This is a genomic window from Leisingera coralii (genome assembly GCF_049056525.1).
GTDB lineage: Bacteria > Pseudomonadota > Alphaproteobacteria > Rhodobacterales > Rhodobacteraceae > Leisingera > Leisingera coralii.
Genome location: NZ_JBHUPT010000073.1, coordinates 17,298 through 40,504, shown reverse-complemented (window position 1 = coordinate 40,504; position 23,207 = coordinate 17,298). Strand labels below are relative to the sequence as shown.

The following is a 23,207-nucleotide window of genomic DNA, read 5'->3' as shown; positions in this document are numbered from 1 at the left end:
CTCCCTGCAGGCTGGAGAGGGCCGCTGTATCCTTCCCGGCGACCCTAGCGGCGGAAGCAGGGGATGACCCGTGAAGAATTCAAACCCAAAGGCCCCGGATTTGTGGGGTCATTGGGCAGTGTTCCAGCGGCAGGTCGGTGCCTGACCTTGGGTGTGTGTCGGACCCAAGTAATAACTGCCATTGATGGGAGTTTATTGCCATTCTGACACGAGGTTAATTGCCACCGGCCGATCTTTGGCCGGTGGTTTTGTTTTAAAACAGTGACTTAGATCGTGCTTGCCTTTTGCCTGCCGCGGGAGCTCGTTTCCCCTCAGAAGATCAGCGCTACCCGTTGACCGAAACGGCCGTATTGAGCAGGACTAAATCTCAAACCTGGCCAGGTTCTTTCCTCCATTTTTCCTGACGCACTGTGTGCAATCGGGAGTCAGACGGCGCGGCGCGCCGGAAACCCGCCAAGATCCTTCCCGTACCGCAGCAAACGCGGAACGCCTGACCGGGACGGCGCACGCGCCCTTCTCAAGCGCCGGATTTCTGCGCCCGCGAACGGGTGTTTTCCACGGAACCGGCCCGAAGCGGCCGTCCGCTGCAGGTGCCTTTCAAGCAAATCCCATCACAACTGCGGACATTGACTGGTGTTTCACAGTCATGATGCGGCAGGCGGTATTATTGGCAATTTGCTGGACGCTTTCATCTCTTTCAGAGAAAGGTTCGAGCGAATGCTGGTCACTCCCGGCAGGCGGCGCAGGGTGCTGTCGACGAAGGTGCTGTAGTCGTCCAGATCCCGGGCCACGACGATCAGCAGGAAATCGTCCGCGCCGGTCGTGTTGTGACAGGCAAGAATGTTCGGGGTCGTCTCAACGATCCGCTGGAATTCTGCCGTGGCAGCCTGATCGTGTTCCGAACAGCGGAGCTGCACAAATGCCATGACGCCCAGCCCCAGCTTGCGGCGGTTCAGGTTCGCCTGGTAGCCCTCTATGATGCCGTTTTCCTCCAGCCGTTTCAGGCGGCGCCAGCAGGGCGTTTCGCTCATGCCCAGGTTCTCGGACAGCTTCGCGTTGGTCATGCGGCCGTCGTTTTGCAGCAGGGACAGGATCTGGGCATTTACGGCATCGACGTCAGACAAGGGCAGAAACCTTTCGAGAATTGCAGATCGGGAGGGGTTCCCACTCAAGATTAAGAGAAATCGTGCAAGATTGGCAAAGTTGTTTCCACGCTGAACGCTATGATCTTCTCAAATCAAAACCGAAACGGAAAGACACTGCCATGAAAGCTGTCCTGTTTGAAAAGTTCCAAGAAGCACCCAAACTGGTCACGGTGGATGACCCGAGGCCCCAAGCGCATGGTGTCGTCTTGAAGGTCGCAGCTACAGGTGTCTGCCGCAGCGACTGGCATGGATGGATGGGACACGACAGCGACATCGACCTGCCGCATGTTCCGGGGCATGAACTGGCGGGCGTGGTCGAGGCGGTGGGCAAGGATGTCACCAACTGGAAGGTTGGGGACAAGGTCACCGTGCCCTTTATCTGCGGCTGCGGCAGCTGTTCCGAATGCCACGCGGGCCACCAGCAGGTGTGCCTGCACCAGGAGCAGCCCGGCTTCACCCACTGGGGCTCGTTCGCAGAGTATGTCGGCATTCACCAGGCCGACCTGAACCTCGTGGCGCTGCCTGAGAACATGGACTTTGCGACCGCAGCCAGCCTCGGGTGCCGGTTCGCGACATCCTTCCGCGCGGTGGTCGATCAGGGCAAGGTGAGCGCGGGCCAGTGGGTGGCTGTGCATGGCTGCGGCGGTGTCGGGCTGTCGGCCGTCATGATCGCGGCAGCTGCCGGGGCCAATGTGATCGGCGTGGATCTCGATCCGGCCAAACTGAACCTCGCGAAAGACCTCGGTGCTGTGACCGTCATCAACGGGGGCGAGGCCGATGTTCCCGAAGCGATCAAGGAGATCACGCGGGGCGGCGCGCATGTCTCGCTCGATGCGCTTGGCCATCCTGTGACCATGACAAACTCCATCCTCTGCCTGCGGCCGCGGGGAAAACACATCCAGGTCGGGCTGATGCTCGGTGAGCACGCCGCCCCCGCCGTCCCCATGCCCAAGATCGTGGGCCAGGAGATCGAGCTTCTCGGCTCGCACGGGATGCAGGCGCACCGCTATGGCGCGATGCTGGACATGGTCGCCAGCGGCAAGCTCGATCCGGCGCGGCTGGTGGGCGCCCAGATCAGCCTTGCGGATGCGCCCGAGGCCCTGATGAGCATGGACAAATTCCAGTCCGTCGGCGCCACAGTCATCACCCGGTTCTGAGCTATGGGCGGGATTGCGTGGATATCCGCGCTGGCAGCATGGCAGCTTGCCGGAGCGGCTCCACCTAATTGGAAAAGGGACGAAAATATTCGAGAGAGTCGAGGACTACCCTGTCGACCCAATCATGATCGGGGCGGATTACTTCGCCCAGGACCCCGCGCGCAGACAAGCTCAACCTGACCGTCGGGATCTATCAGGACGCGAACGGGCAGACACCGGTTCTTCAGGCCGTGAAGGAAGCGGAGCGGCGGCTGGTGGTGACGCGGACAACCAAATCCTGCCTCGCCCTGACTGGCGGCGCCGAATACCGCGCAGTGTCGGGCCAGGAAATTCCGGGTGAGACCTGGGGCGTTGACTGGGTTGCGGCACAGACCTCAGGCGGGGCGGTGGCGTTGCGGGTCATGGCGGGCCTGCCGGCGCAAATGCCTGATCCGCCAACGGTCTGGCTGCAAACACCGACCTATGGCAATTACGTTCCGATCCTGACGGCCGCGGGCGCCAAATCCGCCCAAGTGCCGTAATACGATCCGATCCCGCGCGAGATCACCTTCGATCAGATGCTCGACGGGCTGAGAGAAGCCAAACAGGTGAAGTGTTCCTGATGCAGGGGGTATGCCACAACCCGACAGGCACGGACAGGACGCCAGAACGGTTCCGCGCCGTACTTGAGGCGCTGGAGGCGCGTGGCATCTTCCCGTGGATCGATCCCGCCTGCCTCGGCTTTGCCCAAAGCTTTGAAGCTGATTGCACCATGGCCCGGCAGATTGCCGCGCGCTTCCCCGAATGCATCGTCTGCATCATGCTCTGCAAATCGTTTGGCATCTACCGCGACCGCGCCGGGGCGCTGTTCGTGAAAACACGCAAGTCTGATCGCGGCCGCATGCACAGGGCCGTGTCTGCCATTGTGCGCTCGGGCGAGTCCCATGCGCCGGATCATGGCCCGTCCGTGTTGCGCAGGTCCGCGCAGAAATCGCACAAACCGAACTGGATGGTCCGGCACGCAGGACCTTGCCTGCCTCGCCAGGCAACCCGGGATGTTTTCTTTGCTGCCGCTCACAGAGTGCCAAGAAGCAGCGCTGACCCGTGTTCACGGCATTCGTGTCGTCAAAGGAGGCCGGGTTAACGTCGCGCGCCTCGGCTCCGAGGATATCGGGTGGCTAACCCGTGCCATGCGGGGTGTGATGAGGCGTGGGTAGCCGGCGCTATCCTGAGTGCCGGTCGTGAAGGCCGATACCAAGTTTCAGAAAAGTCGTCAGAGGCACGGACAACCTGGCTGACTTCCCGCACGGAATGTCCGGTTTTCCGGTAGCAGGTCACGCTTAGTGCTGGAAATTGACCTGTCCTGTGCTGAATTGCATTGATCATTGCATTCCACACCCTCGGGTCTTTGAGGTCTCCGGCATAAAAATCCTCCTTGGAACTTTTTGTCGTCAGAAACTGAGGCCGGCCTCCATGCGGCTATGCAAATAGAGAGCACAGCCGCACAATTTCCTGACACAGCCCCCAGCGGACCCTATACCGTCCGCCAGCAAGGAGCGGCATTGCCACTGAATTACATCAATCTGCCGGCAAAATTGCCCGGCGCAGGCGGCCGAACGGGCGCTCGTGGTCCTTGCTCAGATAGTAGCTGCTGAGAGAAGTGACCGGTGCCATGGAGAGGGCAAAGCAGGCGCCCTGTTTCAACTGATCCGAAAACCACGGCGCCTCATATTGCGGGGTCGTCGACCAGCTTTCGCGGATCGCCGCATTCTGCATGTTGACGATATTGGTGAACGCGGAAGCCGGATCATCCGGGGTCTTGCGGTAGCTGAGAGCGATGGAGGAGAGCTCCACCAGTTCGGCATGGGTGAAGGGCAGCGCCGCGTTGCGGATCTCGACCGGCGGATGCTCCTGGCGGCGCATGATGCAGTAAACGGTCTGCCCGCCGCAGGTCGGATCGCGGTCGGTGAGTTGGAGCGCATAGGGCTGGTTCGAGACGACTATGCCATTCGCTGCGCCGATGCTGATGCCGAAATCGCCGCGGTTGTCGTCACGCGGGCTGCCCTCGAGCAGGTACAGCTCCGCTGCCGCCAGCCTGCTGCCAAGGCTTTCAACCGATGCTTTGAGCTGGGCGGCGTTCTGCCTTGCAGTTTCATTGTCCGGCGGGTTGGCGCCCTGGGCATAGACCTGGACGCTGTCGTAGTTTTCCGCTGTCACAACCTCGAAAAAGGCCTTGATGCAATCGGGGCTGTCCAGATGCGCTAGCGTGGCCGATATCTCCTCGCCCTTCTGGGCAACAACGATGGTGATGATGCAGGAAGTTGCACTGTCCGAATACAGGGTCAGCCCGGGAACCAGCGCAGATTTCAGGTAATTGCCCTGGTCGACAAATCGGAAATCCCCATCGGGTTTGGGGGCGGGCGGGTTGCTGTTGCGGTCTATGGTGACAGGTATCATGCGGCGGCCCCCTCATAGGTTTGCAGCGGATTGGTCAGCGGGTTGCCATTGACCTGGTATTCGCAGACCGGCGCCAGGCCGGGGTTTGCTGAGAACAGCGCCGTGGCCTGGGTCTGAAATTCCTCGTTCGGATAGCCGGTTTCACGGCAGATCGAGAGCTCGCACCGGCCATAATACTGATCGGTCAGCACCGACATGATCCCGGCATGGGTCGGGTCCTGCTGCAGCAGGAGTTCGGCCCGTGACAGCCGCAGATAGGTCGAGTGGTTGGCCGGGTAGTGGATGGCTTCCGGCTGAATGCGGAAATGGTTGGCCGAGGCGAAATGCCCGGCATGGCGGATGATCCTCCGCACCGGCGCGTGCAGATAGGGGCGCGGCATGTATTCGAGGAAGATCGAAACCGGCTGGGTCTGCGCCTCATCCGCCCATCCTGTCAGCAGGCTGATATCGGGCGCCGGGAATCCGGTTCCGCTGCCCATATCCTCGTAGAAACCTGCCAGGAAGTCCGCGGCGGCGGTGGCGGTGGTGAAGTCTGAGATGCTCTTCTCATAAGCCGCGAACAAGGCGTCGGTCTGCGCATCAGTGACATAGTAATTGGCGGACGTGGTATAGGCGTCGGCGGCCACAAAGGACACGCCCGAACTGTTGCTGCCAGCCCAGAGCCGCCCGCTGCCGTCGCCCCGTGTCAGGGCGGTATAGCTGACAACGCCATTGCTGCCGGTCCTGGTCTGCGGTTCGTTGAATTCGGTGACAGGGATCAGGTCGCATTGCTTGAAGGTGTGAATGGTCTGGCCGTCAAAAACGGTTCCAATGGTACACATGGATGTGCCTTTCGCTGAAATTCCAGGACGGTTCAGATGATGTTCACGGATCCATCGGGCACGTACATGTAGCAATAAAACCCGTAGGTAACGGCGTACTCATTGTAATCCTTACCGGTGCCGGTGGTCTTGATTGGCCCCTGGTTGACCCGCCAATTGGCAGTTGCCGGGTCGGTGATCGGGTTGCCGGCAAAGTCGAAGTTCGTCACCTGATCGCCGCCATCCTTCTGCGACCAGGACATTGGCGACAGCGTATCGCAACGGGCCCAGTGGTAATCCCCGGGCCAGTTGGCTTCGGGATCGCCGCCGATCGCGTTTTCCGGGGGCGAGAACATCAGGGCGACGTAATGCCCGCCCGCACCTGCGGTGGCCGCATGTTTTTCGATATCGGCGAGCGTGGTGCCGATATAGACCAGCCCGTCGCTGACGGCATTGTCGCGCACATGCTCGGCGGTGAAGTTTTCCGAAAGCGCCGGCGCACCGCTGGCGCGGCCGGGCTGGGGGAAGGAATTCGAGGCGATATTGCAGCCATAGGCATAGCAGTTGTTGTTTGGCTGGTATTTCGCCGACATGAAGGACCCCTGGCAGTCGCCTGCCGGGTCATAGCCGGTATTGCTGTCGCGGACGGTGGCGGCATACTGCGGCACGCTGCCCCAGGCGGTCTCGACGTAGTTCGGTGCAATCAGCGCCCCGTCCGGCGCCTCCTCCCTGATGGAGTGGCGCAGATCACCTTCGGCAACGCGGCCGCTGAATTTGAATGCAGGCGTCATAGTTTTCTCCCGGGTTTTGAGGTCAGTTTTGCGAGTAGAGCGTGGCGGAGAGCGTCTGGCCGGAATAATTGTAGACGCTGAGCGTGAGGTCGCCGCTGCCGTAGGAGCCGGAGATCATCAGCACGGATGAAGCACCGCCGCTCACGCCGGTGTCTGAGGCCCAGATGGGTTCGTTATCGGCGCTGCGCAGCACCAGATTGCCGTCGTTTTGCATGATCAGGCTGCCGGGGTGGCCCGCGGCCTGGCTTCCGAAGGGGGCCCACAGGAAAGTCCCGTCGCTGGCACTCAGGACCGGGCCGGAGATGGGATCGTTGCTGAGGGTCGCGCTGCCATCCAGCGCCATGATTGACTGGCCGGCCAGCAGCTGACTGTTGGTGCGGCTGTCCAGGCGGCTGACATTCTGGATCTCTCCGAACAGATTGAGCTGGATGAGATCCTTGACCTGATCCAGCGTCCAGCTGTTGCCGGCTGCAGCAGCTTGCAGGATCATGGTCTTGGCAAAGGCTGCCATCGGGGTCATGTCCGAAGCGCTGAGCGCGCCAACATCAGGCAGCCACGCCCCGGAGGCATAGGCCGAGTCATTGACCGTTCCGGCGATCACCTGGGTGCTGTCAACGATTATGACATTGGCGGCGTCAGCGGCCTGCAGCGCGGCGTACACTGCGCCTTCTGATGCGTTATCAGGGTTGCCGGACGGGAAGTTGCCTTCTCCATAGGATTCCAGCACCAGCCCCTTGAGGCCTGTGCCTACCGCTGCAGTGATCAGATTGGCGATGATGGCGGTGCTGCTGGTTGTGCTGTAGGCGGCTGGAAAGGCGTTGAACTGCATCACCGGGAAATCATCGATGGCGTCAGAGATGGCTGTGAGTTGTGCCTGTGCCGCGGCCAATGCAGTGGCGTTGTCCAGGCTGACGCCGGTGCTGACCGGATCCGGCAGCATCCGGTCGGGATATTGCGTCAGCCGAATACCGTATTGCGCCAGCGGGGGATAATTGGGCGAATTGAACGCCACGAACTCGCTGGCATTCACTTTCAGCACCCGGTCGCCGCGGTAAAGGTAACTGTCGAAATAGACCCCGACTTCGGGAATGCCGAGCCGGGCGCAGGCCACCGCACCGCAGAAATTCTGAAAGGCATCTGTGTTGAAGTTCAGCGTCAGGTCCGAAGCATCCCCTGGTGTGGTCTCAGCGAACATCGGCACTTGCGAACCGGTGATGATCACCGGCTTGGACAGCAGGGCGGTGCCAAAACCCTGGGCGTCGAAGACATTCAGCAGAAAGGGCAGGGCGGCGCCGGTGAAATCCATCGAGTCGGTGCCGTGCAGAATGACGAACCCATCGTAATCAGCTTAGTTATCAAGGATATAGCCTGCCATCAGGCACCAGTCGCTTGGCTGCAGGTTGGTGCTGTCGAGTGTTCCGGTTGTGCTTTCCGGAAACACCAGATCGGTCTCGTAAACCAAAGCGGTGTCCGGGAACTCTTCCGCCAGGACCGGGTTGAGAATGGACTGCGATGCAGCGGCGAAATCAGCAGCCGACATGGGGGCGAGCGGGTCGCCAACACAGCTGATAGTGCCGCCGGTGTTAATGATGCAAATCTTCATGACCACAATCTCCGCAAATTACATCTATAGGATGATTTATTACGTAACTACACATCCAATAAGCGCATCTTCTTTCATGCGTCTCAATCGGATTGAGGTTCGTTTTTTAAGTAACGCGGTTTGCGGGTGTTGGTGTGAGCTCCGGTCCCGGTAATGCCTTTGCCATCGGCTCTGACACCGAGCACTCGTCAAAGTAAGTTGGCAGCTCAGATCAGAGTCGACCGCCCCTAGGGCCGGAATGCATTGATTTTCAGTGCGCTGCGTGATTCACGGCTCGGAAAACGGAGCGGTGACATGAGCGACCTTTACTGGCTGACTGACGAGCCGATGGCCAAGCCCGCCCCTTTTTCCCGAGGCTTGCCATGGCTCTTGGGAAGCCGAGCCATCTGCCCCTCGGTCAGCCAGAAAAGATTGCTCATCACGCCTCCTGCAGTTCAGGGGCTTGAATCAGTACCCTGAGATGACTGCAATCAATTCAACGGGGCCAGAGCCTAGCTTTGCGCAAAACGCTCAGCATTGATCACCCGGTGATCTCTTTCATCACGCCGAGGAATTTCGCAACTTCGCCCACGCTGTTGTAGTGGCACATGGAGACGCGGACACAGCTGTCCATGCCAAGCGGCGCCAGGATGTTGCCGGAGTAATGGTCCGCCTTGCGCAGATGGGTGCGGATGCCCTGGTCGTTCAGGCGTTTGACCACCTCCACCGAGGGCACGCCCGCGACAGTCAGCGAGACCAGCCCTTCGCGCGCGGGGTTGTCTGCACCGCCTAGGATGGTGACGCCCTCCATCTCTGCCAGGCCCGGCAAGTTGCCGGTGCCATGGATCATCGCATCGGTCAGCGCTTTTTCATGGGCATGGATCGCCTCGCCCGCCGCTACGAACCTGGCGCGCCTGTCGGTGGCATCGCTGACCTCGCCGCCGAGCCATTCCAGGTAACTGGCGACATCCGAGAGCGTGGCGTAGCTGCCGGTGTCGCGGGTGCCCATTTCCCAGTTGTCTTCCGGCCCATCAATCAGCGCGTTATGAGGCAGGGCGGTCAGCCGGTTTGAGATCCAGGCGAGGCCATAGCCGTGGCGTGAGAACATCTTGTAGGGGGAGATCACATAGCCATCGACGCCGTATGCGGTCAGGTCGATGCGCCCGTGAGCGGCGTGCTGGATGCCGTCGACGATGATATAACACTCCGGCGCGACCTCGCGGATGGCGGCAGCGCAGGCGGCGACGTCCACGCCCATGCCGGTGACCGGCGAGGTATGGACGATGGTTGCCACAACCGTGTCCGGCGTGACTGCCTTGGCGTAAGCCTCAGCGGTGATTGTGCCGCTGGCGTCGTCATGCGGGATCAGCACATGTTTCTGCCGCGCCACCCCGGCCCAGCGGGCGCAGGCGGAGCGGGTGGCCGGGTGCTCCAGCGTCGAGCCCAGCACGGTGCCGCCCTCAGCGGTGCCGAGGCAGGCGTTCATGATCAGCCGGAACAAGAGCTCGGTGCCGCTTTCGCCGGCAAAGAACTGGCCGCCGGGCGCGTTCATCATGACGCGCATGTCGTCCTTGGCCTTGGTGATCACCCGCACCAGCTCATGGCTGCCGGGGTTGTCGCGGCCCTGGTTGTCGGGGATCGCGGCATAGCGGGCGGAGGTCTCCACCACCGCGTTCAGCGTCAGCGCGCCGCCGGCGTTTTCAAAGAAGATGCGCGGCCCCTGCTGGGGGCATTCGTCCACCTGGGCAAAGCGGGCGCGGATCTGGTCAAGGAGGGCGTCAGTGATCTGGGGCATGGCAAGTCCAACCGGAAGGCGTTTGATTTGCCGTCACAGTAGGGGGATTGCCCGGCAGGGAGATACAAAAAAATCCGGGGCTGAGGGGTGGAAATTTCTGTAGGGAATCGCCCGGCGGAACGCCGGGCAGCGCCCGTCCGCCCCCATGGGCGGGCGCTGCCCTCACGGCTTCAGGTGATAAACCCTGGAAACGGCGCACGCAGCGCGGCCCTATGCACCATCTCCGAGAGCGTGATGATGTCGAACACCGGCCGGTTCAGCTCTGCCTGAAGGGTATGGGCATAGGGCGGCAGGTCGGTGCATTCCAGAACGATTGGCCCGATCCCGGAGTTGCGGGCGATCATGCCCTTGGCGGCGGCCAGCAGCTCCGCCTCCACCTTGGCCAGATCCATCGACGTGCGCTCGTTGCGCAGGATTACGGTGGAAAATTCCTCCGCATCGTCCAGCCCCTGCACCACGATGGGTGTGTTCTCCGCGCCAACACCTTGCAGATGCGCATCGGTCAGGCTGGCGGCGGAGGCGGTGATCACCCCCACCGTGCGCCCGGTCATCTGATGCGCCAGCGGCACCTGGATCAGCGAGGAGACAAACACCGGCACATTCACCGCCGCCGCGATCTCCTTCTGGAAAATCGCCAGGAAGCCGCAGGAGCCGGTGATCGCCCGCACCCCCTTGGCCTCCAGCCTTTTGGCGGCCTCGATCAGCCGGTCCTTCATCTCGCCGGTCGGGTTTGCCAGCAGTTTCGGCACGGTGATCCCGTCCAGCATCTCGTAAAGCGTGGTGAACTGCAGGCTGGAGGGGTTCTTGATATGGCCGGGGGGCTTGGGGAAGTAGCTCTCCAGCGCCAGCACGCCGATGGAGACGCCGCAGATGTTCTGGCCGCCGGGGTGGATGGTCATGCCTTGATCCTTTCGTAACGCCGCGCGCGGAACGGCGACAGGTCTTCATTCACGGGGGTTTGGCTCACGATATCCGCCACCAGCCGCCCTGTTTTCGGCGCCATCATCAGGCCGTAATGGCTGTGGCCGAAGGCGGCGATCAGATCCGGGAAGCCCTCGACCTCGCCGATGCAGGGCAGGCTGTCGGGCAGGCTGGGGCGCTGGCCGGACCAGGTGTCCATGTCGTCTGCCCGCAGGTCCGGCAGCAGCGCCTTGGCCAGTTTCACCAGCCCGTCGAGGCGTTTGCGGTTCAGGGGCTGGTCGAGGCCCGCAAACTCGGCGGTTCCCGCCATCCGCAGCCCTTCCTCCATCGAGGAGGCCACGAATTTCATGTCCATATCCATGATCGAGTTGTTGAGCGCGACGCCAGGGGAGCGGAACGACACGTGGTAGCCGCGTTCCGATTCCATCGGGATCCTGATGCCAAGGGGTTTCAGCAGCTCGCCGGACCAGACCCCCATCGCCAGCACCAGCTTGGGCGTCCACTCCTGCCCTGCCTCGGTGGTGTAGGTCCAGCCGCCGCTTTGTGCAGGCAGGATGCCCCGCACCGTCCGGGTCAGGATCTCGCCGCCCATCGCCTGGAACTTCCCGGCCAGCACAGTGCCGATGCGCCCCGGAGAGGTCGCCCGGGCCTGGCCCTTGATCAGGATCGCGGCTTGAAACTCGGGCGTCAGCGCCGGTTCCAGATCGCGCAGCTCCGCCGCGCCGATCCGCTCCATGTCGGCCCCGCGGTCGCCGCGCATCCGGTAATCCACCGAGTTCAGATCAGCGGCATCCGCGTTGCGGAAGGCATGGACGTAATAGCTGTCCTGCACCAGATCCTCATGCCCGGTGCCCGCCAGATGCTGGCGGTACAGCTCGACGCAATTGCGGTTCAGCGTGTCCATCGCATCGGAGATTTGCTGGATCCGCCCCTCGCGCCCCTCCGACAGGAACCGCAGGCCCCAGGGCGCGACCTTGGGCAGGTAGGCGGGTTTCACCGTCACCGGCCCCAGCGGGTCCAGCAGCCAGCCCGGCACCTTCTTCCACAGGCCCGGCATGGATTGCGGCACCACCGACCAGGGGGAGATGATGCCGGCATTGCCGTAGGACGTCGCCTGGCCCGGCGCGTCCCGGTCGATGAGCCGGACCCGAAGGCCCCGCTCGGCCAGGGAGAGGGCCGAGCAGATGCCGACGATGCCGGCCCCCAGGACCGTTACATCGGGGGAGGCGGGGCCGCTCATTGCGCGGCCTCTGCCTGAAGTTTGCGCTGCTGTCCCAGCTGCTGCACCAGCACCGGTGCCATCACCACCAGCGCTGCGATGTCGGAGCCGCCGGAGGGCGCCACCAGCAGCAGGCCTCCGATGGCCATCAGCAGCCGCCAGATACCGCTGAGCGGGGCCAGGAAGTAGGCCGAGACAGCCGTGGCGATGGCAAAGACGCCTGCCGCGCAGGTCAGGGTGACCTGAGTGAAGCTGAGCAGCGTGAAGTGCTCCGGCAGCACGATCAGCATGGTCGGCGCGTAGACAAACACCATCGGCACCATCAGCTTGCCCAGCCCAAGGGTGAAGGCATTGAGGCCGGTGCGGAACGGGTTGGAGCCCGCAATCCCTGCCGCCGCATAGGCCGAGGCGCAGACCGGCGGGGTGATCTCGGAAATCACACCGTAGTAGAGCACGAACATATGGGTGGCGAGCGGCGGCACGCCCAGCTGGCTGAGGGCCGGCGTCGCTACTGCCACCAGCATGATATAAAGCGCGGTGGTCGGCAGGCCGGCGCCCATCAGGATACAGGCCATGGCGATCAGCACCAGCGACAGGAACTGCTGGATCGACGGCTGGCTGAAGGCTTCGATCGAGGTCCAGTCCAGGAACGGGGCAATCGCCGCCGCCATATCCGCGGCCCCCCCGGTGACCATGAAGCCAAGGCGGAATCCGACGCCGGTGGTGTTGATCACGCCGACCACGATGCCCACCGCGGCCGAGGCTGCGCCCACCGCCAGCGCGTATTGCACGCCGACGTGGAAGCTGTCGAACAGGTCGCGGAAGTTCTGCCGCTCATTACGATGCAGACAGGCAAGGATGGTCAGCGCCGCCAGCATCCCGGCCATCACCGGCGTGTAGCCTTCGCCGGAATAGGGCGACGCCTTCCACAGTATGAAGCCGAGCAGGGCAAAGGGGATCAGCAGGGTGGCCGGCTTGTCAAAGGCGCAGAAACCGGTGACCACACACAGGCTGAGGCCGATGAAGGCCGCCATGTTCGGCGAATAGCCCGAGAACAGCACCAGCAGCAGCGCGATCAGCGGAATGATGGTGTACCAGCCGTCCTTCCAGACCTGCAGGAACTTGGGCAGCTGATCCTTGGGGTAGGCGGTGAGGCCGAGCTTCTTGGCAGTGAAATGCACGATCGAGATCACCCCGATATAGTGCATCAGCGCCGGCACGATCGCCGCAATCACGATGGTGGTGTAAGGCACCTCCAGATATTCCGCCATCAGGAAGGACGCTGCCCCCATGATCGGCGGGGTAATCTGGCCGCCTGCCGAGGCCGCCGCCTCAACCCCGCCTGCGAAATGGCCGGGGTAGCCCAGCTTTTTCATGTTGGGGATGGTCAGCGAGCCGGTGGAAACCGTATTGGCGATGGAAGACCCGGAAATGGTGCCGAAGAAGGCGGATGACACCACCGACACCTTGGCCGGACCGCCGGTGTAGCGGCCAGCGAGCAGCATGGCGTTGTCGACAAAGAACTGCCCCAGCCCCATCCGCTGCGCCACCACGCCGAACAGCACAAAGTGGAACACCACGGTGGAGACCACCCACAGCGTCACGCCAAAGATGCCTTCGGACGGGAAATACATGTTGTTGACGAACTGCTGCCAGTTGACGCCCGGGTGCTTGAGGATCTGCGCGGGCATGTAGGGGCCGAACAACGCATAGACCATGAAGACCAGGATGATCAGCGGCAGCACAAAGCCGATGGTGCGCCGCGCGATCTCCAGCACCGTCAGGATCAGCACCGAGCCGAAGAACACGTCGAGGCCGGAGGGGTTGCCCTGCCGCAGCGCCTGTTCGGCAATGTCGAAACCGAACATGTCGAAGCCGCGCCAGCTGACCCAGAGGAACAGCGCCGCCGCCATGCTGAGACCAGTGAGCGCCCAGTCATAGAGCGGCACATTGCCGGGGCGCAGCAGGCTGGGCCCGCGCCAGTCCAGGCTGTGCGCGGTCCGGATCATTGGGAAGCCCACAAAGATGAACAGGAACAGCCCTGCCAGGTGAATGCCCATATGCACATGGTCCACCGGCGTGCCGAACCCGGCCGTCCACAGGTGGTAAAGGGCAAAGGCGATGCTGGCCCAATAGATGACGCCGGTCAGCGTGGGGCCGTTGTCGCGCGTGTTCAGAGCGGAGTCATACTGCTTCTCCAGCTCCTCAAGCGCCTTGTTGTCGAGATGGGTGTCCAGGGACATCGGGGGTCTCCAGTCTGGGAGCCTTTCCGGCGCGCGCCGTTCATCCGCGCTGCGGACAGGGGCGCCGGGAAACAAGAGCGGCAGCAGAGCGCACCCTGCTGCCGCAGTTCAGGGGAGGAATTACTTCAGCATGCCGATTTCGCGGTAGAAGCGTTCAGCACCCGGGTGCAGCGGCACGCCGATGCCCTCGACGCCGTCCAGGGCGGTTTCCAGGGTGATCGCCTTGCCCTTGGGGTGGCCGTTGTCCAGCAGCTTGCGGGCGGTATCGGACCACATCGCCTTGGTGATTTGATAGATCAGCTCTTCGTCCATGTTGGCATTGGTGACCAGCATGCCGGAGACCGCCACGGTGTTCACGTCATAGTCCACACCCGGATAGGTGCCTGCCGGAATGGTCGAGGGGATGTAGTAGGGCACGGTGGTGTTGGCCATCTTGACCTCTTCCGCCGACCAGTTGTGCAGCTCCATGCCCTTGGTGTTGTCGAGCTGGATCATCGCCGCGACAGGCGTGCCCGCGGCATAGAAATAGGCGTCCAGCTGGCCGTCAGCGATGCGCTCGGCGGACTGTGCGTTGTTCAGCTCAGCCTCGTCGATGTTATCGCGGTTGACGCCGTGGTCGCCCAGGATCAGCTCAACCGCGATCTGGGTGCCGGAACCGGCCTGCGCGATCCCGACGCGTTTGCCCTTGAGGTCCGCAAGGCTCTCCAGCTTGTGGCCCTCGGGCAGCACCAGGTGCAGGTCTTCCGGGAACAGGTTGGCAATCACCCGCAGGTCGGGCTTGGCGTTGCCCTCGAACTTGCCCTTTCCGTGATAGGCGAAATGCAGGGTTGCGGCGCCAGAGAGGCCTGCTTCCATCTGGCCGGCCTGGATCGCGTTCACGTTATGCGCCGAGGCGTTGGTCGACTGGGCCATTGCCACCAGGCCCGGCACGCCGCAGTTGCCGCCCTCGTCGCAGGAGCGCGAGCCCGGCGGGTTGGAAATCGCATTGGCGATGATGCCGCCGATCGGGAAATAGGTGCCGCCCGCGCCGCCGGTGCCGATGCGGAAAAAGGTCATGTCCTGCGCCGCCGCGGCGCCGGTCAGCATGGTGCAGGCCAGCGCGGCCCCGGTCAGTTTCTTGAAAATTCCCATTGTCTCTTCCCTTGGTTTTGGCTGCGGCCTTGCCCGGCAGCTCTCTCCTCCGATTTTTGCATCATGATAAAGGAAAAGCATAAGTACAAATTTAAAATTATACTGTATACATAGATCAGATTTATGATTGCTTTGCGCTGCGGGGCCGGAACATGAACTCACACCAGCTTGCGGTCTTTCACGAGGTCATGAAGACCGGATCGGTCAGCCAGGCGGCGCGCAACCTGCACCGCACCCAGCCCGCCATCAGCGCTGCCATCAAGACGCTGGAGGAGGAGCTGGGCCTCACCCTGTTCCTGCGCGAGGGCCGCCGCCTGGTGCCGGTGCCCGAAGCGCAGTACCTGATGGAGGAGGCGACCGAGATCCTGTCGCGGATGGAAACCGCGCAACAGAACCTGGCCAATATGCGCGACCGGGTGCAGGGCTCGATCCGCATCGTGGCGATGCCGGGGCCGTCGACCTATCTGCTGCCGGAATTCATCAGCCGGTTCGTGGCAGGCAAGCCCGAGGTGCGGGTGACGCTGGCCACCCGCTCCTCGCCGCAGGTGCGCAGCCTGGTGGCGGCCAACAGCTTTGACATCGGCTTCTGCGACATGACCCGGTTCCGCGGCGACCGCAAGCTCTATACGGCGGAGGAATTGCCCAGCAATTGCCTTTGCGCCGTGCCGGCCAGCCACCCGCTGGCAGACCGTGCGGTGATCACGGCGGCCGATCTGAACGGCCTGCCGATGGGCGCGCTGCAGCCGGATCACAATACCTATCAGGCCACCTCGCAGGTGTTTCTGGCCGCGGGCGCCGAGTTCAACCTGCGCTATGACGCGCAGTACTTTCTGCCGCTGTTCCATTTCATCGCCGCGGGCCAGGCCTGTGCCGTGGTCGATGTGCTCAGCGCCGAAAGCTACCGCCGCAGCAACGCGGGCGCGCAGCGGATCCGCTTCCTGCCGTTCGAGCCGCAGATCCCCTTTGGCTATTCGATCCTGACCCCCAGCGAGCGGCCTTTATCGCAACTGGCCGCCAGTTTTGCCGAGGCCTGGAGGGCGTATGTGACGGAAATCCTGGCGGACGCTGCCGGGTAGACGGATTTTTGGAAAATCCGGGGTCCCGTTCCAACTGCGCCGGCGGTGATTGCAGCCGTCCCGCGCCCGCCCGTTTTAACCTGCGGGGAGTGCCTCCGGCAAAGCTCCCGTAGCGCCTCTTTCCCCCGGCGGGGCGGGCGCTTGGCGCATTGATCTGGCCGTAATTGCACGCCTCAAAATTTGGTCTTCACATCTGTCTACTAAATTGTATACAGTTTAGCGCACGAATCCCGGAAATCTCCCGGGGGCAGGTTTCACAACGGCTTTTGGGGGCACCCATGAAAAACACGATGACCAATACGCTTAACGGCGCCGAGGCGATGGTGCGCTCCTTGGAGGCGCATGGCGTCACCCATATCTTTGGCTTGTGCGGCGACACCACGCTGCCTTTCTATGACGCGATGAACCGGCTGGAGCATGGCATCACCCATATCCTCACCCGCGACGAGCGCAGTGCGGCTTATATGGCTGACGGATTCTCCCGCGTGACCGGCCGGGTCGGGGTGTGCGAGGGGCCGTCGGGCGGCGGTGCCACCTACATCCTGCCGGGCCTCATTGAAGCCAACGAAAGCTCCTATGCGGTGCTGTCGATCACCACCGACATTTCCGTGGGGTCCTATGGGAAATACCCGCTGACCGAAGTGAATCAGGAGGTCCTGATGGGGCCGCTGACCAAGTTCAACACGGTGATCAAGCGCGCCGATCACATCCCGCGCATGGTGCGCCAGGCGTTCCGGGCGATGACCACCGGCCGTTCCGGATCGGCGCATCTGGGGCTGCCCTATGACATCCAGTACGACGATGTGGCGGCGGACGACATCTGGGGCGATCCCAAGCACCACAGTTACCCGTCCTACCGCGCAGCGCCGGAGCCGGGTGCTGCAGAGGCCGCCGTCGAGGCCATCCTCACCGCCAAATCGCCGCTGATCGTTTGCGGCGGCGGCGTGGTGATCGCGCAGGCGATGGATGAGCTGGGCAAGCTGGCCTCGCGGCTCGACATCGCCGTCGGCACCTCGATCTCCGGCAAGGGCTCGCTGGCCGACACCCACCCGCAGTCGCTGGGCGTGGTGGGCTCCAACGGCGGCACCGATGAGACCTGGGAAATGATGGAGGGGGCCGATCTGGTGGTCTTCATGGGCTGCCGCGCCGGGTCCACCACCACCTCGCGCTGGGAAGCGCCGAGGCCCGGCCAGCGCATCGTGCATTTCGACAACGACCCGATGGTGATTGGCGCCAACTACCCGACCGAGGTGGGCGTGGTGGCGGATCTGAAACTGGCGCTGCAGGCGGTGAACGCCTACCTGGACAGCCGCGAGGGTGATCTGCCGTCCTTCGGCGGTGCCGCCAAAGTGGCCGATATCAAGCAGCGCAAGTTCGCCAGGTTCGAGGAACTGGCAAACAGCAAGACAGATCAGGTCCTGCCGGAGCAGATCATCCACGCGCTGAACCGGAACCTGCCCGACGACGCCATCGTGGTTTCCGATCCCGGTACCAGCTGCCCCTATTACAATGCCTACTCGCAGCAGAAGCACCCGGGCCGCCAGTACATTACCAACCGCGCCCATGGGGCGCTGGGGTATGCGCTGTCGGCAGCACTTGGCGCCTGGTTCGGGCGTCCGTCCAGCAAGGTGGTGGGGATGATGGGCGACGGCTCCTTCAACTTCACCTGCGGCGAGCTGGAGACCGTGGTCCGCTGCAACGCGCCGATCACCTATGTGGTGTTCTCCAACGCGAACTTCGGCTGGATCAAGGCAAGTCAGCGGGATGACTGCGGCAAGCGCTACTATAACGTGGACTTCAACCGCACCAACCACGCGGCGGTGGCCGAGGCTTTTGGCGTCAAGACCTGGCGGGTAGAGCGGCCGGAGGAACTGGACCAGGCCATCAAGGAGGCCTTTGCCCATGACGGCCCGACCCTGATCGACGTGGTCTGCCAGGCGCTGGAAGAAGCCGCCGCGCCAGTGCGCCGCTGGATGGGGTAAATACTCTCTATACTGTACCGCCCGGCGGCAACGCCGGGCAGCGCCCGTCCGCCCCCATGGGCGGGCGCTTCGCTTCCGCCCGCGGACGGGTGCTGCCCTCAGCGTTCGGTTTCGAAACGCTCTAAACCTGTTGCTCCCGATTTTCTTTTTTTCCTGAGCCGGTTATCAATCCTGAAACCCCCAGTTTCAGGAAAGGCGCCCCATGGACAAACCAACCGCACCCAAGGCCGGAGCCATGCTGCACCTGCGCGGCAACACGCTGTCCGAGGGCGACCCGGTGGCGCTGCCGCTGACCCACAGCTCGATGTACCACCTGCCGGGCGACTGGAGCGGCGGACCCAGCTATGGCCGCGCCGACAACGCCACCTGGGAGCATCTGGAGCACGTGCTAGGCTACCTCGAGGATGCGCCGGTGCTGGCTTACCCCTCCGGCATGGCGGCGATCTCGGCGTCGTTGTTTGCCACGGTCAAGGCAGGTTCCCGCATCCTGATCCCCTCGGATGGTTACTACGTGACCCGCCGCCTCAGCGAACGGTTCCTGCAGAACCTCGGCGTGCAGGTCGAGCAGCGCCCAACCAGCCGCTTTGCCGAGGGCGGGTTTGAGGGTTTTGACGTTGTTTTTGCGGAAACCCCGTCCAACCCCGGCCTGGACCTTTGCGATCTGCGCGCGGTTTCTGAGGCCGTTCATGCCGCTGGCGGGCTGCTGATCGTCGACAACACCACCATGACCCCGCTGGGTCAGCGCCCGCTGGAGCTGGGCGCGGATGTGGTGGTGGCCTCCGACACCAAGGCACCCGGCGGGCATTCCGATGTGCTGATGGGGCATCTTGCCACCCGCAACGCGGACGTGATGCAAGCCGCGCGGGAGTGGCGGCTGTTCGGCGGCGGCATCCCCGGCCCGCAAGAGGCCTGGCTGGCGCACCGGGGGCTGGAGACCCTGGAGGTGCGCTTTGACCGGATGTGCAGCACCGCTGAGGTGCTGGCCGAACGGCTGGCCGCGCATCCGCTGGTGCAGCAGATCCGTTTTCCGGGGCTGGCTTCCGACCCGTCGCATGAACTGGCCAAGCAGCAAATGGCGCGGTTCGGCTTCCTGATCTCGGTCACTCTGGACAGCGCGGAACAGGCCGATGCCTTCATCAACAACTGCCCGCTGATCCGGGCGGCGACGTCTTTTGGCGGGGTGCATACCTCAGCTGAGCGCCGCGCCCGCTGGGGGGATGCGGTGGCGCCGGGGTTTGTGCGAATTTCGGTCGGGACCGAGCCCGCGGAGGAGCTGTGGAGCGCCATGGCGGCTTCGCTGGATGCCCTGAGCGGGTAAGGCTTGAGCTAATAACGAAAGGCTGTCCCCGCGGGGACAGCCTTGTGAAACCCTGTGTGGATCAGGCCATCTGCGGCACGCGGATTCGTTGCTGATGCAGTTTTTCATAATGCGGCAGCATCCGGCGGTGGACGCGGCGGACACGCTCCGGAGTGTTTTCGATCTCGACGTATTTGCGCGCTTGCCGGGTGAGGCCGGCAGACTTCGCCAGGTTGGCGTGGAAAGAGCCGCCGTCCCACCAGCTGTGTGCCGAGGGGTCCCCGCCGGGCTCCCAAGTTAACGCTTCCTTAATGAAGGGAATGCCGACCGCCTCGCAGAAGGCTTGCGTTATCTCCTCGGGGTTCTCCAGCAGGTCGTCACTGTCCACCACCGGCGGCGGGGTGCCGTTCAAGGCGGTCAGCAGGTCGAACAACGCGCGCTGCTCGGGGAAGCCGACCTCCAGCTCATCGAAATCCGGCCACTTGTTGTACATCGAAGTGATGGTCTTAGCCGGATCGCGGATCAGGAAGGCGTGGGTGAAGTGGCTAAGGAACTCAGGATCCCACATGTGGTTGATATAATGAGGGAAGTCCTTGAGGAACACCGGCCCCTTTTGGGCCCGCGCCTTGATATCCTCCCAGACGCTTTCGATGGTCAGGCCGGGGGTGGTTTTCTGGCCTTCGGTGAAGCGCGGCCATAGCGGGTCCTCGCCCTGATACCAGGCTTCGCCAAAGGGTTCATGCAGGCAATCGAGGTCGCCGCGCTGGCGCATCATCCATTCGAACGCGGTGGAGGTGGAGCGGGGCACGGCCCACAATGCGATGATCTTGTGCATCAAGGGATTCCTTTCAGAGAGAGGACAGCAGGGAGCCCTGCGGGGTCTCGGGCCGCAGCCCCAGGGTTTTGAAGATCCGCCAGTAGAGCGCGATGTCATGGCCGATGATGGGCTTGCCAAGGCGCTCCTCCAGGGCGGCGGCGTAATGCACCGGGCGCTGCGCAATACCGTCGGAGGGGCGGCGGTAGTTGCTCATGCCGTTGATCAGATAGGCGTCGGCCTGGGGGGCCTGTTCGGCGGTATAGTCGAAGGATTTCCAGATCAGGTCCTCGTCAAAGCACCAGATGCAATTGTCGACGTCCTCTTGGGTCTCGAACCAGCCCTGATCGTGGAAATTGCCGGCCCAGACCACGTCAAATCCGGCCTCCTTCAGGAAGCCGACGGTGCCCTGGTACCAGCTGTCCGGGTGGTAGCAGGCATTCAGCGCGACCTTTTCCACGTTCCGGTCGCGCAGGGCCTCCACCATGGCGCAGCCGGCCATGTGGAAGGGGGTTTCATACTTGTCGCTCAGCATCTCGCAATGCTGGCGGATGCCCTCGACGCCGAGGCCCGAGGCGTGCACCCAGTTGGAGCCGACCTGGCCGCAGACATCGGCGCCGTTGTTGGCCATGCACTCGACAAATTCCTCCAGCAGGCCAAAGTTCTTCTGCCGCTGGTCCAGCTGGTGGGCGTAGTCCGGCACATGCAGCATCCGGCCGTGCACCCCGACCGAGCGCGGTGCCATGCGCAAGAAATCCGACGGGGCTGCATCAAAATCATGCGGCGGGCTGGTGAAGCCGACCTGATGCGGGAACAGCTTGTTCCTGGGGTTCGCCCAATGGGCGGGTTTCTTGTAGTCCGGCATTCCGGCTCTCCCTGTTTGCGCTTGGTTGGGAGGCTGCGCCAGAGGGACGAGTCTGTCTATTGCTTTCGCGTGCATCCAGGCATATCCATTTTGATATGGCTATGCGGAGATATAACCTGCCTTCGGTCAATGCGCTGGCGGCGTTTGAGTCGGTGGCGCGGCTGCAGGGGTTTGCCCGTGCGGCGGAGGAGCTGAACACCTCGCAGCCTGCAATCAGCCGCCATATCCGCAATCTGGAGCTGCGGCTGGGCGCACCCTTGTTCGACCGCAGCGGCGGGCAGATCCGGCTGACGCGGAAGGGAGAGGGATTTTATGCGGCTGTGGTACAGGCTTTGGATGGGTTACAGCGCTCGGTCGGGGAGTTCGTGAAGCCCGAGAGCGGTGTGACGATCACCTGTTCCTATGAGGTTTCGCACCTGTTGCTGCTGCCGCGCCACAGCGCGCTGCGAGCGGCGCTGGGGGCGGAGACAGAGCTGCGGTTTGTGACGGCCGAGTACAATCTGCTGGGGGCCGCCATTGATACCGGGGCGGATATCGTCTTCGAATACTCGCAGACCCCGCCGGAGCGGGAGCACGTGGTGGTCTGCAAGGAAGAGGTGAAGCCCGTTGGCACGCCGGAGGTGATTGCAAGGGCGGTTGCGGCGATGGCCGGGCGGGGCAGCCCGCCGGGGCTCCTGAACCTGGAAAAGCAGAATTTTGGCTGGCTGCGCTGGGAGGACTGGCAAAGCAGTGCAGAGGGCGTGCAGGGCTGGCCGCAGGCGGAGAGTTTTGACAATTACGTCTTTCTGCTGGAGGCCGCGGCGCAGGGGCGGGGGCTGGCGCTGGGGTGGCGCGGCTTTGCCGGCCCTTACCTGGAGCGGGGCCAGCTGGTGGAGCTGCCGGGGGGATGGTTCAGCCGCGACACTTGCCTCTACGCGCGGCTCACCCGTTTTGGCGAGCAAAACCCGGCAGCGCGCAAGTGTCTGGCTTTGCTGGAGGATATCTTGCGGATGGGCGGCTTCAGGTCAGCGTCTGATAGAGCGACGTGAGCCAGGCAGCGACGGCCTTCACCTCCTCCCGCTGGCCCGCGCGGTCGTTGATCACCATGTAGTGGGAGCGGCGTTTCGGGAGCTTGTGGGCAGTGGGGGCGATGACCAGTCCTTGGTCCAGATACTGCTTGGCAAAGCTTTCCAGCACCATCGTCACACCGTGGCCTGCGGCGACGGTTTGCAAGGCAAGCAATGAGGAGTCGGCCTTGAGCCAGTCGGTGGTCACCTGCAGGGTCAGCCCGTGCAGATCGGCCAGGCGGCCCCAGTCGGTCTCGGAACCGATGATCTGCACCACGTCGGCGCGTGCCAGGTCCTCGATGGACGGGTTGCCGCCCAGGGTTGCGGCATAGGCAGGGCTGCAGACGGGAATGGCGTTTTCGTGGCCCAGATGCTGGATCTGGCTTTCCTGCCAGTCGCCGGAGCCATAGCGGATGTCGATGTCCAGCGCCTCCTCGTCGAAGCGGCTGGCCCAGACGGTTGTTGAGAGCTGCACGAAGATATCCGGGTGTTCGGCCTGGAAACGGGCCAGCTGCGGCGCGACCACCAGGGCAGCGCAGGAGATCGTCGCCCGCAGCCGCACCACCCGCTTGCGTTTCTTGCTGAACAGCCCGGTGGTGGCGCGCTGCATGTCGTCAAAGGATTTGCGGATCGGCTGGGCATAGGCCTGGCCGGTATCCGTCAGCGCCACGCCGCGGGGCAGGCGTTTGAACAGCTGGGTGTTCAGGTGCTTTTCCAGCAGGCGGATCTGCTGGCTGATGGCGGCGGGGGTCAGGCCCAGCTCCTCCGCCGCGGCAGAGAAACTGTTGAGCCGCGCGGCGGCCTCAAAGGCCTTGAGCCAGGTGACATGGGGCAGGTCGGTCATGCTTACCTTTAAGCACAGTGGGGCCTAAGGGGTAAAACACATTGTTTGATTTATGTCAGGGGC

The 23,207-nt window shown here is 63.1% G+C and carries 21 protein-coding genes and 1 pseudogene; 7 read left to right on the top strand and 15 right to left on the bottom strand.

All coding sequences use genetic code 11. The features are described from left to right. Nucleotides 1–644: 644 nt before the first annotated feature. Nucleotides 645–1,124 (bottom strand): Lrp/AsnC family transcriptional regulator, encoded by a 480-nt coding sequence (locus tag ACFMBG_RS20620; protein ID WP_421056553.1) that lies wholly within the window; start codon nt 1,122–1,124, stop codon nt 645–647. Between the two features lie 140 nt (nt 1,125–1,264). On the opposite strand from ACFMBG_RS20620, the gene ACFMBG_RS20615 reads away from it, so the two are divergent. The 3 genes from ACFMBG_RS20615 (at nt 1,265) to ACFMBG_RS20605 (ending at nt 3,425) form a co-directional block, all read left to right on the top strand. After that, a complete protein-coding gene (locus ACFMBG_RS20615; RefSeq protein ID WP_421056552.1) occupies nt 1,265–2,302 on the top strand; it encodes a zinc-dependent alcohol dehydrogenase family protein in 1,038 nt (345 codons plus the stop codon). Between the two features lie 137 nt (nt 2,303–2,439). Continuing rightward, nucleotides 2,440–2,823, top strand: a complete 384-nt coding sequence (locus tag ACFMBG_RS20610) for an aminotransferase class I/II-fold pyridoxal phosphate-dependent enzyme (protein ID WP_421056561.1) — start codon at nt 2,440–2,442, stop codon at nt 2,821–2,823. 80 nt (nt 2,824–2,903) lie between these two features. After that, the gene (locus ACFMBG_RS20605; protein ID WP_421056560.1) at nt 2,904–3,425 is read left to right on the top strand and encodes an aminotransferase class I/II-fold pyridoxal phosphate-dependent enzyme; all 522 of its coding nucleotides are present in this window, start codon (nt 2,904–2,906) and stop codon (nt 3,423–3,425) included. Between the two features lie 434 nt (nt 3,426–3,859). Here ACFMBG_RS20605 and ACFMBG_RS20600 read toward each other — a convergent pair whose 3' ends face one another. The 11 genes and pseudogenes from ACFMBG_RS20600 to ACFMBG_RS20550 all read right to left on the bottom strand — a co-directional run bounded on the left by ACFMBG_RS20600 (nt 3,860) and on the right by ACFMBG_RS20550 (nt 15,220). Further along, nucleotides 3,860–4,738: a hypothetical protein gene (locus ACFMBG_RS20600; protein WP_421056551.1), complete on the bottom strand. Its 879-nt coding sequence runs from the start codon at nt 4,736–4,738 to the stop codon at nt 3,860–3,862. Next, nucleotides 4,735–5,559, bottom strand: coding sequence for a hypothetical protein (locus ACFMBG_RS20595; RefSeq protein ID WP_421056550.1), 825 nt, complete (start codon nt 5,557–5,559; stop codon nt 4,735–4,737). Before ACFMBG_RS20595 ends, ACFMBG_RS20600 begins: the two co-directional genes overlap by 4 nt. A 32-nt stretch (nt 5,560–5,591) precedes the next feature. Then, nucleotides 5,592–6,329 (bottom strand): hypothetical protein, encoded by a 738-nt coding sequence (locus ACFMBG_RS20590; protein ID WP_421056549.1) that lies wholly within the window; start codon nt 6,327–6,329, stop codon nt 5,592–5,594. A 22-nt stretch (nt 6,330–6,351) separates the two neighbouring features. Beyond that, nucleotides 6,352–7,158 carry a hypothetical protein gene (locus ACFMBG_RS20585; RefSeq protein WP_421056559.1) on the bottom strand — a complete coding sequence of 269 codons (807 nt, stop codon included), beginning with the start codon at nt 7,156–7,158 and terminating at the stop codon, nt 6,352–6,354. A gap of 144 nt (nt 7,159–7,302) precedes the next feature. Continuing rightward, a pseudogene (locus ACFMBG_RS20580) lies at nt 7,303–7,662 on the bottom strand (asparaginase domain-containing protein); the annotation flags it as partial. A 15-nt stretch (nt 7,663–7,677) separates the two neighbouring features. Further along, nucleotides 7,678–7,932 (bottom strand): L-asparaginase family protein, encoded by a 255-nt coding sequence (locus tag ACFMBG_RS20575; protein ID WP_421056548.1) that lies wholly within the window; start codon nt 7,930–7,932, stop codon nt 7,678–7,680. Between the two features lie 520 nt (nt 7,933–8,452). Then, entirely contained in the window at nt 8,453–9,706 is a 1,254-nt protein-coding gene (locus tag ACFMBG_RS20570; RefSeq protein WP_421056547.1) for an aminotransferase class V-fold PLP-dependent enzyme, read from the bottom strand. A gap of 170 nt (nt 9,707–9,876) precedes the next feature. Next, nucleotides 9,877–10,605, bottom strand: coding sequence for an aspartate/glutamate racemase family protein (locus tag ACFMBG_RS20565; protein ID WP_421056546.1), 729 nt, complete (start codon nt 10,603–10,605; stop codon nt 9,877–9,879). Continuing rightward, the gene (locus ACFMBG_RS20560; protein WP_421056545.1) at nt 10,602–11,867 is read right to left on the bottom strand and encodes an NAD(P)/FAD-dependent oxidoreductase; all 1,266 of its coding nucleotides are present in this window, start codon (nt 11,865–11,867) and stop codon (nt 10,602–10,604) included. Before ACFMBG_RS20560 ends, ACFMBG_RS20565 begins: the two co-directional genes overlap by 4 nt. Continuing rightward, nucleotides 11,864–14,089 (bottom strand): TRAP transporter permease, encoded by a 2,226-nt coding sequence (locus ACFMBG_RS20555; protein WP_421056544.1) that lies wholly within the window; start codon nt 14,087–14,089, stop codon nt 11,864–11,866. Before ACFMBG_RS20555 ends, ACFMBG_RS20560 begins: the two co-directional genes overlap by 4 nt. 120 nt (nt 14,090–14,209) lie before the next feature. Continuing rightward, the gene (locus tag ACFMBG_RS20550; RefSeq protein ID WP_366662885.1) at nt 14,210–15,220 is read right to left on the bottom strand and encodes a TAXI family TRAP transporter solute-binding subunit; all 1,011 of its coding nucleotides are present in this window, start codon (nt 15,218–15,220) and stop codon (nt 14,210–14,212) included. A 152-nt stretch (nt 15,221–15,372) separates the two neighbouring features. Between ACFMBG_RS20550 and ACFMBG_RS20545 the strand changes: the two genes are divergently transcribed. The 3 genes from ACFMBG_RS20545 (at nt 15,373) to ACFMBG_RS20535 (ending at nt 19,596) form a co-directional block, all read left to right on the top strand. Then, entirely contained in the window at nt 15,373–16,296 is a 924-nt protein-coding gene (locus ACFMBG_RS20545) for a LysR family transcriptional regulator (RefSeq protein WP_421056543.1), read from the top strand. 290 nt (nt 16,297–16,586) lie between these two features. After that, the gene (locus ACFMBG_RS20540; RefSeq protein WP_421056542.1) at nt 16,587–18,278 is read left to right on the top strand and encodes a thiamine pyrophosphate-binding protein; all 1,692 of its coding nucleotides are present in this window, start codon (nt 16,587–16,589) and stop codon (nt 18,276–18,278) included. Between the two features lie 202 nt (nt 18,279–18,480). Then, nucleotides 18,481–19,596: a cystathionine gamma-lyase gene (locus ACFMBG_RS20535; protein WP_421056541.1), complete on the top strand. Its 1,116-nt coding sequence runs from the start codon at nt 18,481–18,483 to the stop codon at nt 19,594–19,596. A 61-nt stretch (nt 19,597–19,657) separates the two neighbouring features. Here the strand turns inward: ACFMBG_RS20535 and ACFMBG_RS20530 are convergent, their stop codons facing one another. Next, complete coding sequence (locus ACFMBG_RS20530; protein WP_421056540.1) at nt 19,658–20,410, bottom strand: sulfotransferase-like domain-containing protein; 753 nt, start codon at nt 20,408–20,410, stop codon at nt 19,658–19,660. A gap of 13 nt (nt 20,411–20,423) precedes the next feature. Continuing rightward, nucleotides 20,424–21,254, bottom strand: coding sequence for an aspartate racemase/maleate isomerase family protein (locus ACFMBG_RS20525; RefSeq protein ID WP_421056539.1), 831 nt, complete (start codon nt 21,252–21,254; stop codon nt 20,424–20,426). Between the two features lie 95 nt (nt 21,255–21,349). Here ACFMBG_RS20525 and ACFMBG_RS20520 point away from each other — a divergent pair, with 95 nt between their 5' ends. After that, nucleotides 21,350–22,282, top strand: coding sequence for a LysR family transcriptional regulator (locus ACFMBG_RS20520; RefSeq protein ID WP_421056538.1), 933 nt, complete (start codon nt 21,350–21,352; stop codon nt 22,280–22,282). On the opposite strand, the gene ACFMBG_RS20515 is transcribed toward ACFMBG_RS20520, so the two are convergent. Beyond that, on the bottom strand, nt 22,254–23,144 hold the full coding sequence (locus ACFMBG_RS20515; RefSeq protein ID WP_421056537.1) for a LysR substrate-binding domain-containing protein: 891 nt from the start codon (nt 23,142–23,144) through the stop codon (nt 22,254–22,256). The genes ACFMBG_RS20520 and ACFMBG_RS20515 overlap by 29 nt on opposite strands. Between the last annotated feature and the right edge of the window lie 63 nt (nt 23,145–23,207).

Coding starts and splice junctions, on each gene's coding strand:
- ACFMBG_RS20600 (WP_421056551.1), bottom strand. CDS start 4,738: ATGATACCTGTCACCATAGACCGCAACAGCAACCCGCCCGCCCCCAAA.
- ACFMBG_RS20555 (WP_421056544.1), bottom strand. CDS start 14,089: ATGTCCCTGGACACCCATCTCGACAACAAGGCGCTTGAGGAGCTGGAG.
- ACFMBG_RS20575 (WP_421056548.1), bottom strand. CDS start 7,932: ATGAAGATTTGCATCATTAACACCGGCGGCACTATCAGCTGTGTTGGC.
- ACFMBG_RS20615 (WP_421056552.1), top strand. CDS start 1,265: ATGAAAGCTGTCCTGTTTGAAAAGTTCCAAGAAGCACCCAAACTGGTC.
- ACFMBG_RS20570 (WP_421056547.1), bottom strand. CDS start 9,706: ATGCCCCAGATCACTGACGCCCTCCTTGACCAGATCCGCGCCCGCTTT.
- ACFMBG_RS20585 (WP_421056559.1), bottom strand. CDS start 7,158: ATGCAGTTCAACGCCTTTCCAGCCGCCTACAGCACAACCAGCAGCACC.
- ACFMBG_RS20545 (WP_421056543.1), top strand. CDS start 15,373: ATGAACTCACACCAGCTTGCGGTCTTTCACGAGGTCATGAAGACCGGA.
- ACFMBG_RS20605 (WP_421056560.1), top strand. CDS start 2,904: ATGCAGGGGGTATGCCACAACCCGACAGGCACGGACAGGACGCCAGAA.
- ACFMBG_RS20535 (WP_421056541.1), top strand. CDS start 18,481: ATGGACAAACCAACCGCACCCAAGGCCGGAGCCATGCTGCACCTGCGC.
- ACFMBG_RS20550 (WP_366662885.1), bottom strand. CDS start 15,220: ATGGGAATTTTCAAGAAACTGACCGGGGCCGCGCTGGCCTGCACCATG.
- ACFMBG_RS20590 (WP_421056549.1), bottom strand. CDS start 6,329: ATGACGCCTGCATTCAAATTCAGCGGCCGCGTTGCCGAAGGTGATCTG.
- ACFMBG_RS20540 (WP_421056542.1), top strand. CDS start 16,587: ATGACCAATACGCTTAACGGCGCCGAGGCGATGGTGCGCTCCTTGGAG.
- ACFMBG_RS20565 (WP_421056546.1), bottom strand. CDS start 10,605: ATGACCATCCACCCCGGCGGCCAGAACATCTGCGGCGTCTCCATCGGC.
- ACFMBG_RS20560 (WP_421056545.1), bottom strand. CDS start 11,867: ATGAGCGGCCCCGCCTCCCCCGATGTAACGGTCCTGGGGGCCGGCATC.
- ACFMBG_RS20520 (WP_421056538.1), top strand. CDS start 21,350: ATGGCTATGCGGAGATATAACCTGCCTTCGGTCAATGCGCTGGCGGCG.
- ACFMBG_RS20525 (WP_421056539.1), bottom strand. CDS start 21,254: ATGCCGGACTACAAGAAACCCGCCCATTGGGCGAACCCCAGGAACAAG.
- ACFMBG_RS20515 (WP_421056537.1), bottom strand. CDS start 23,144: ATGACCGACCTGCCCCATGTCACCTGGCTCAAGGCCTTTGAGGCCGCC.
- ACFMBG_RS20595 (WP_421056550.1), bottom strand. CDS start 5,559: ATGTGTACCATTGGAACCGTTTTTGACGGCCAGACCATTCACACCTTC.
- ACFMBG_RS20530 (WP_421056540.1), bottom strand. CDS start 20,410: ATGCACAAGATCATCGCATTGTGGGCCGTGCCCCGCTCCACCTCCACC.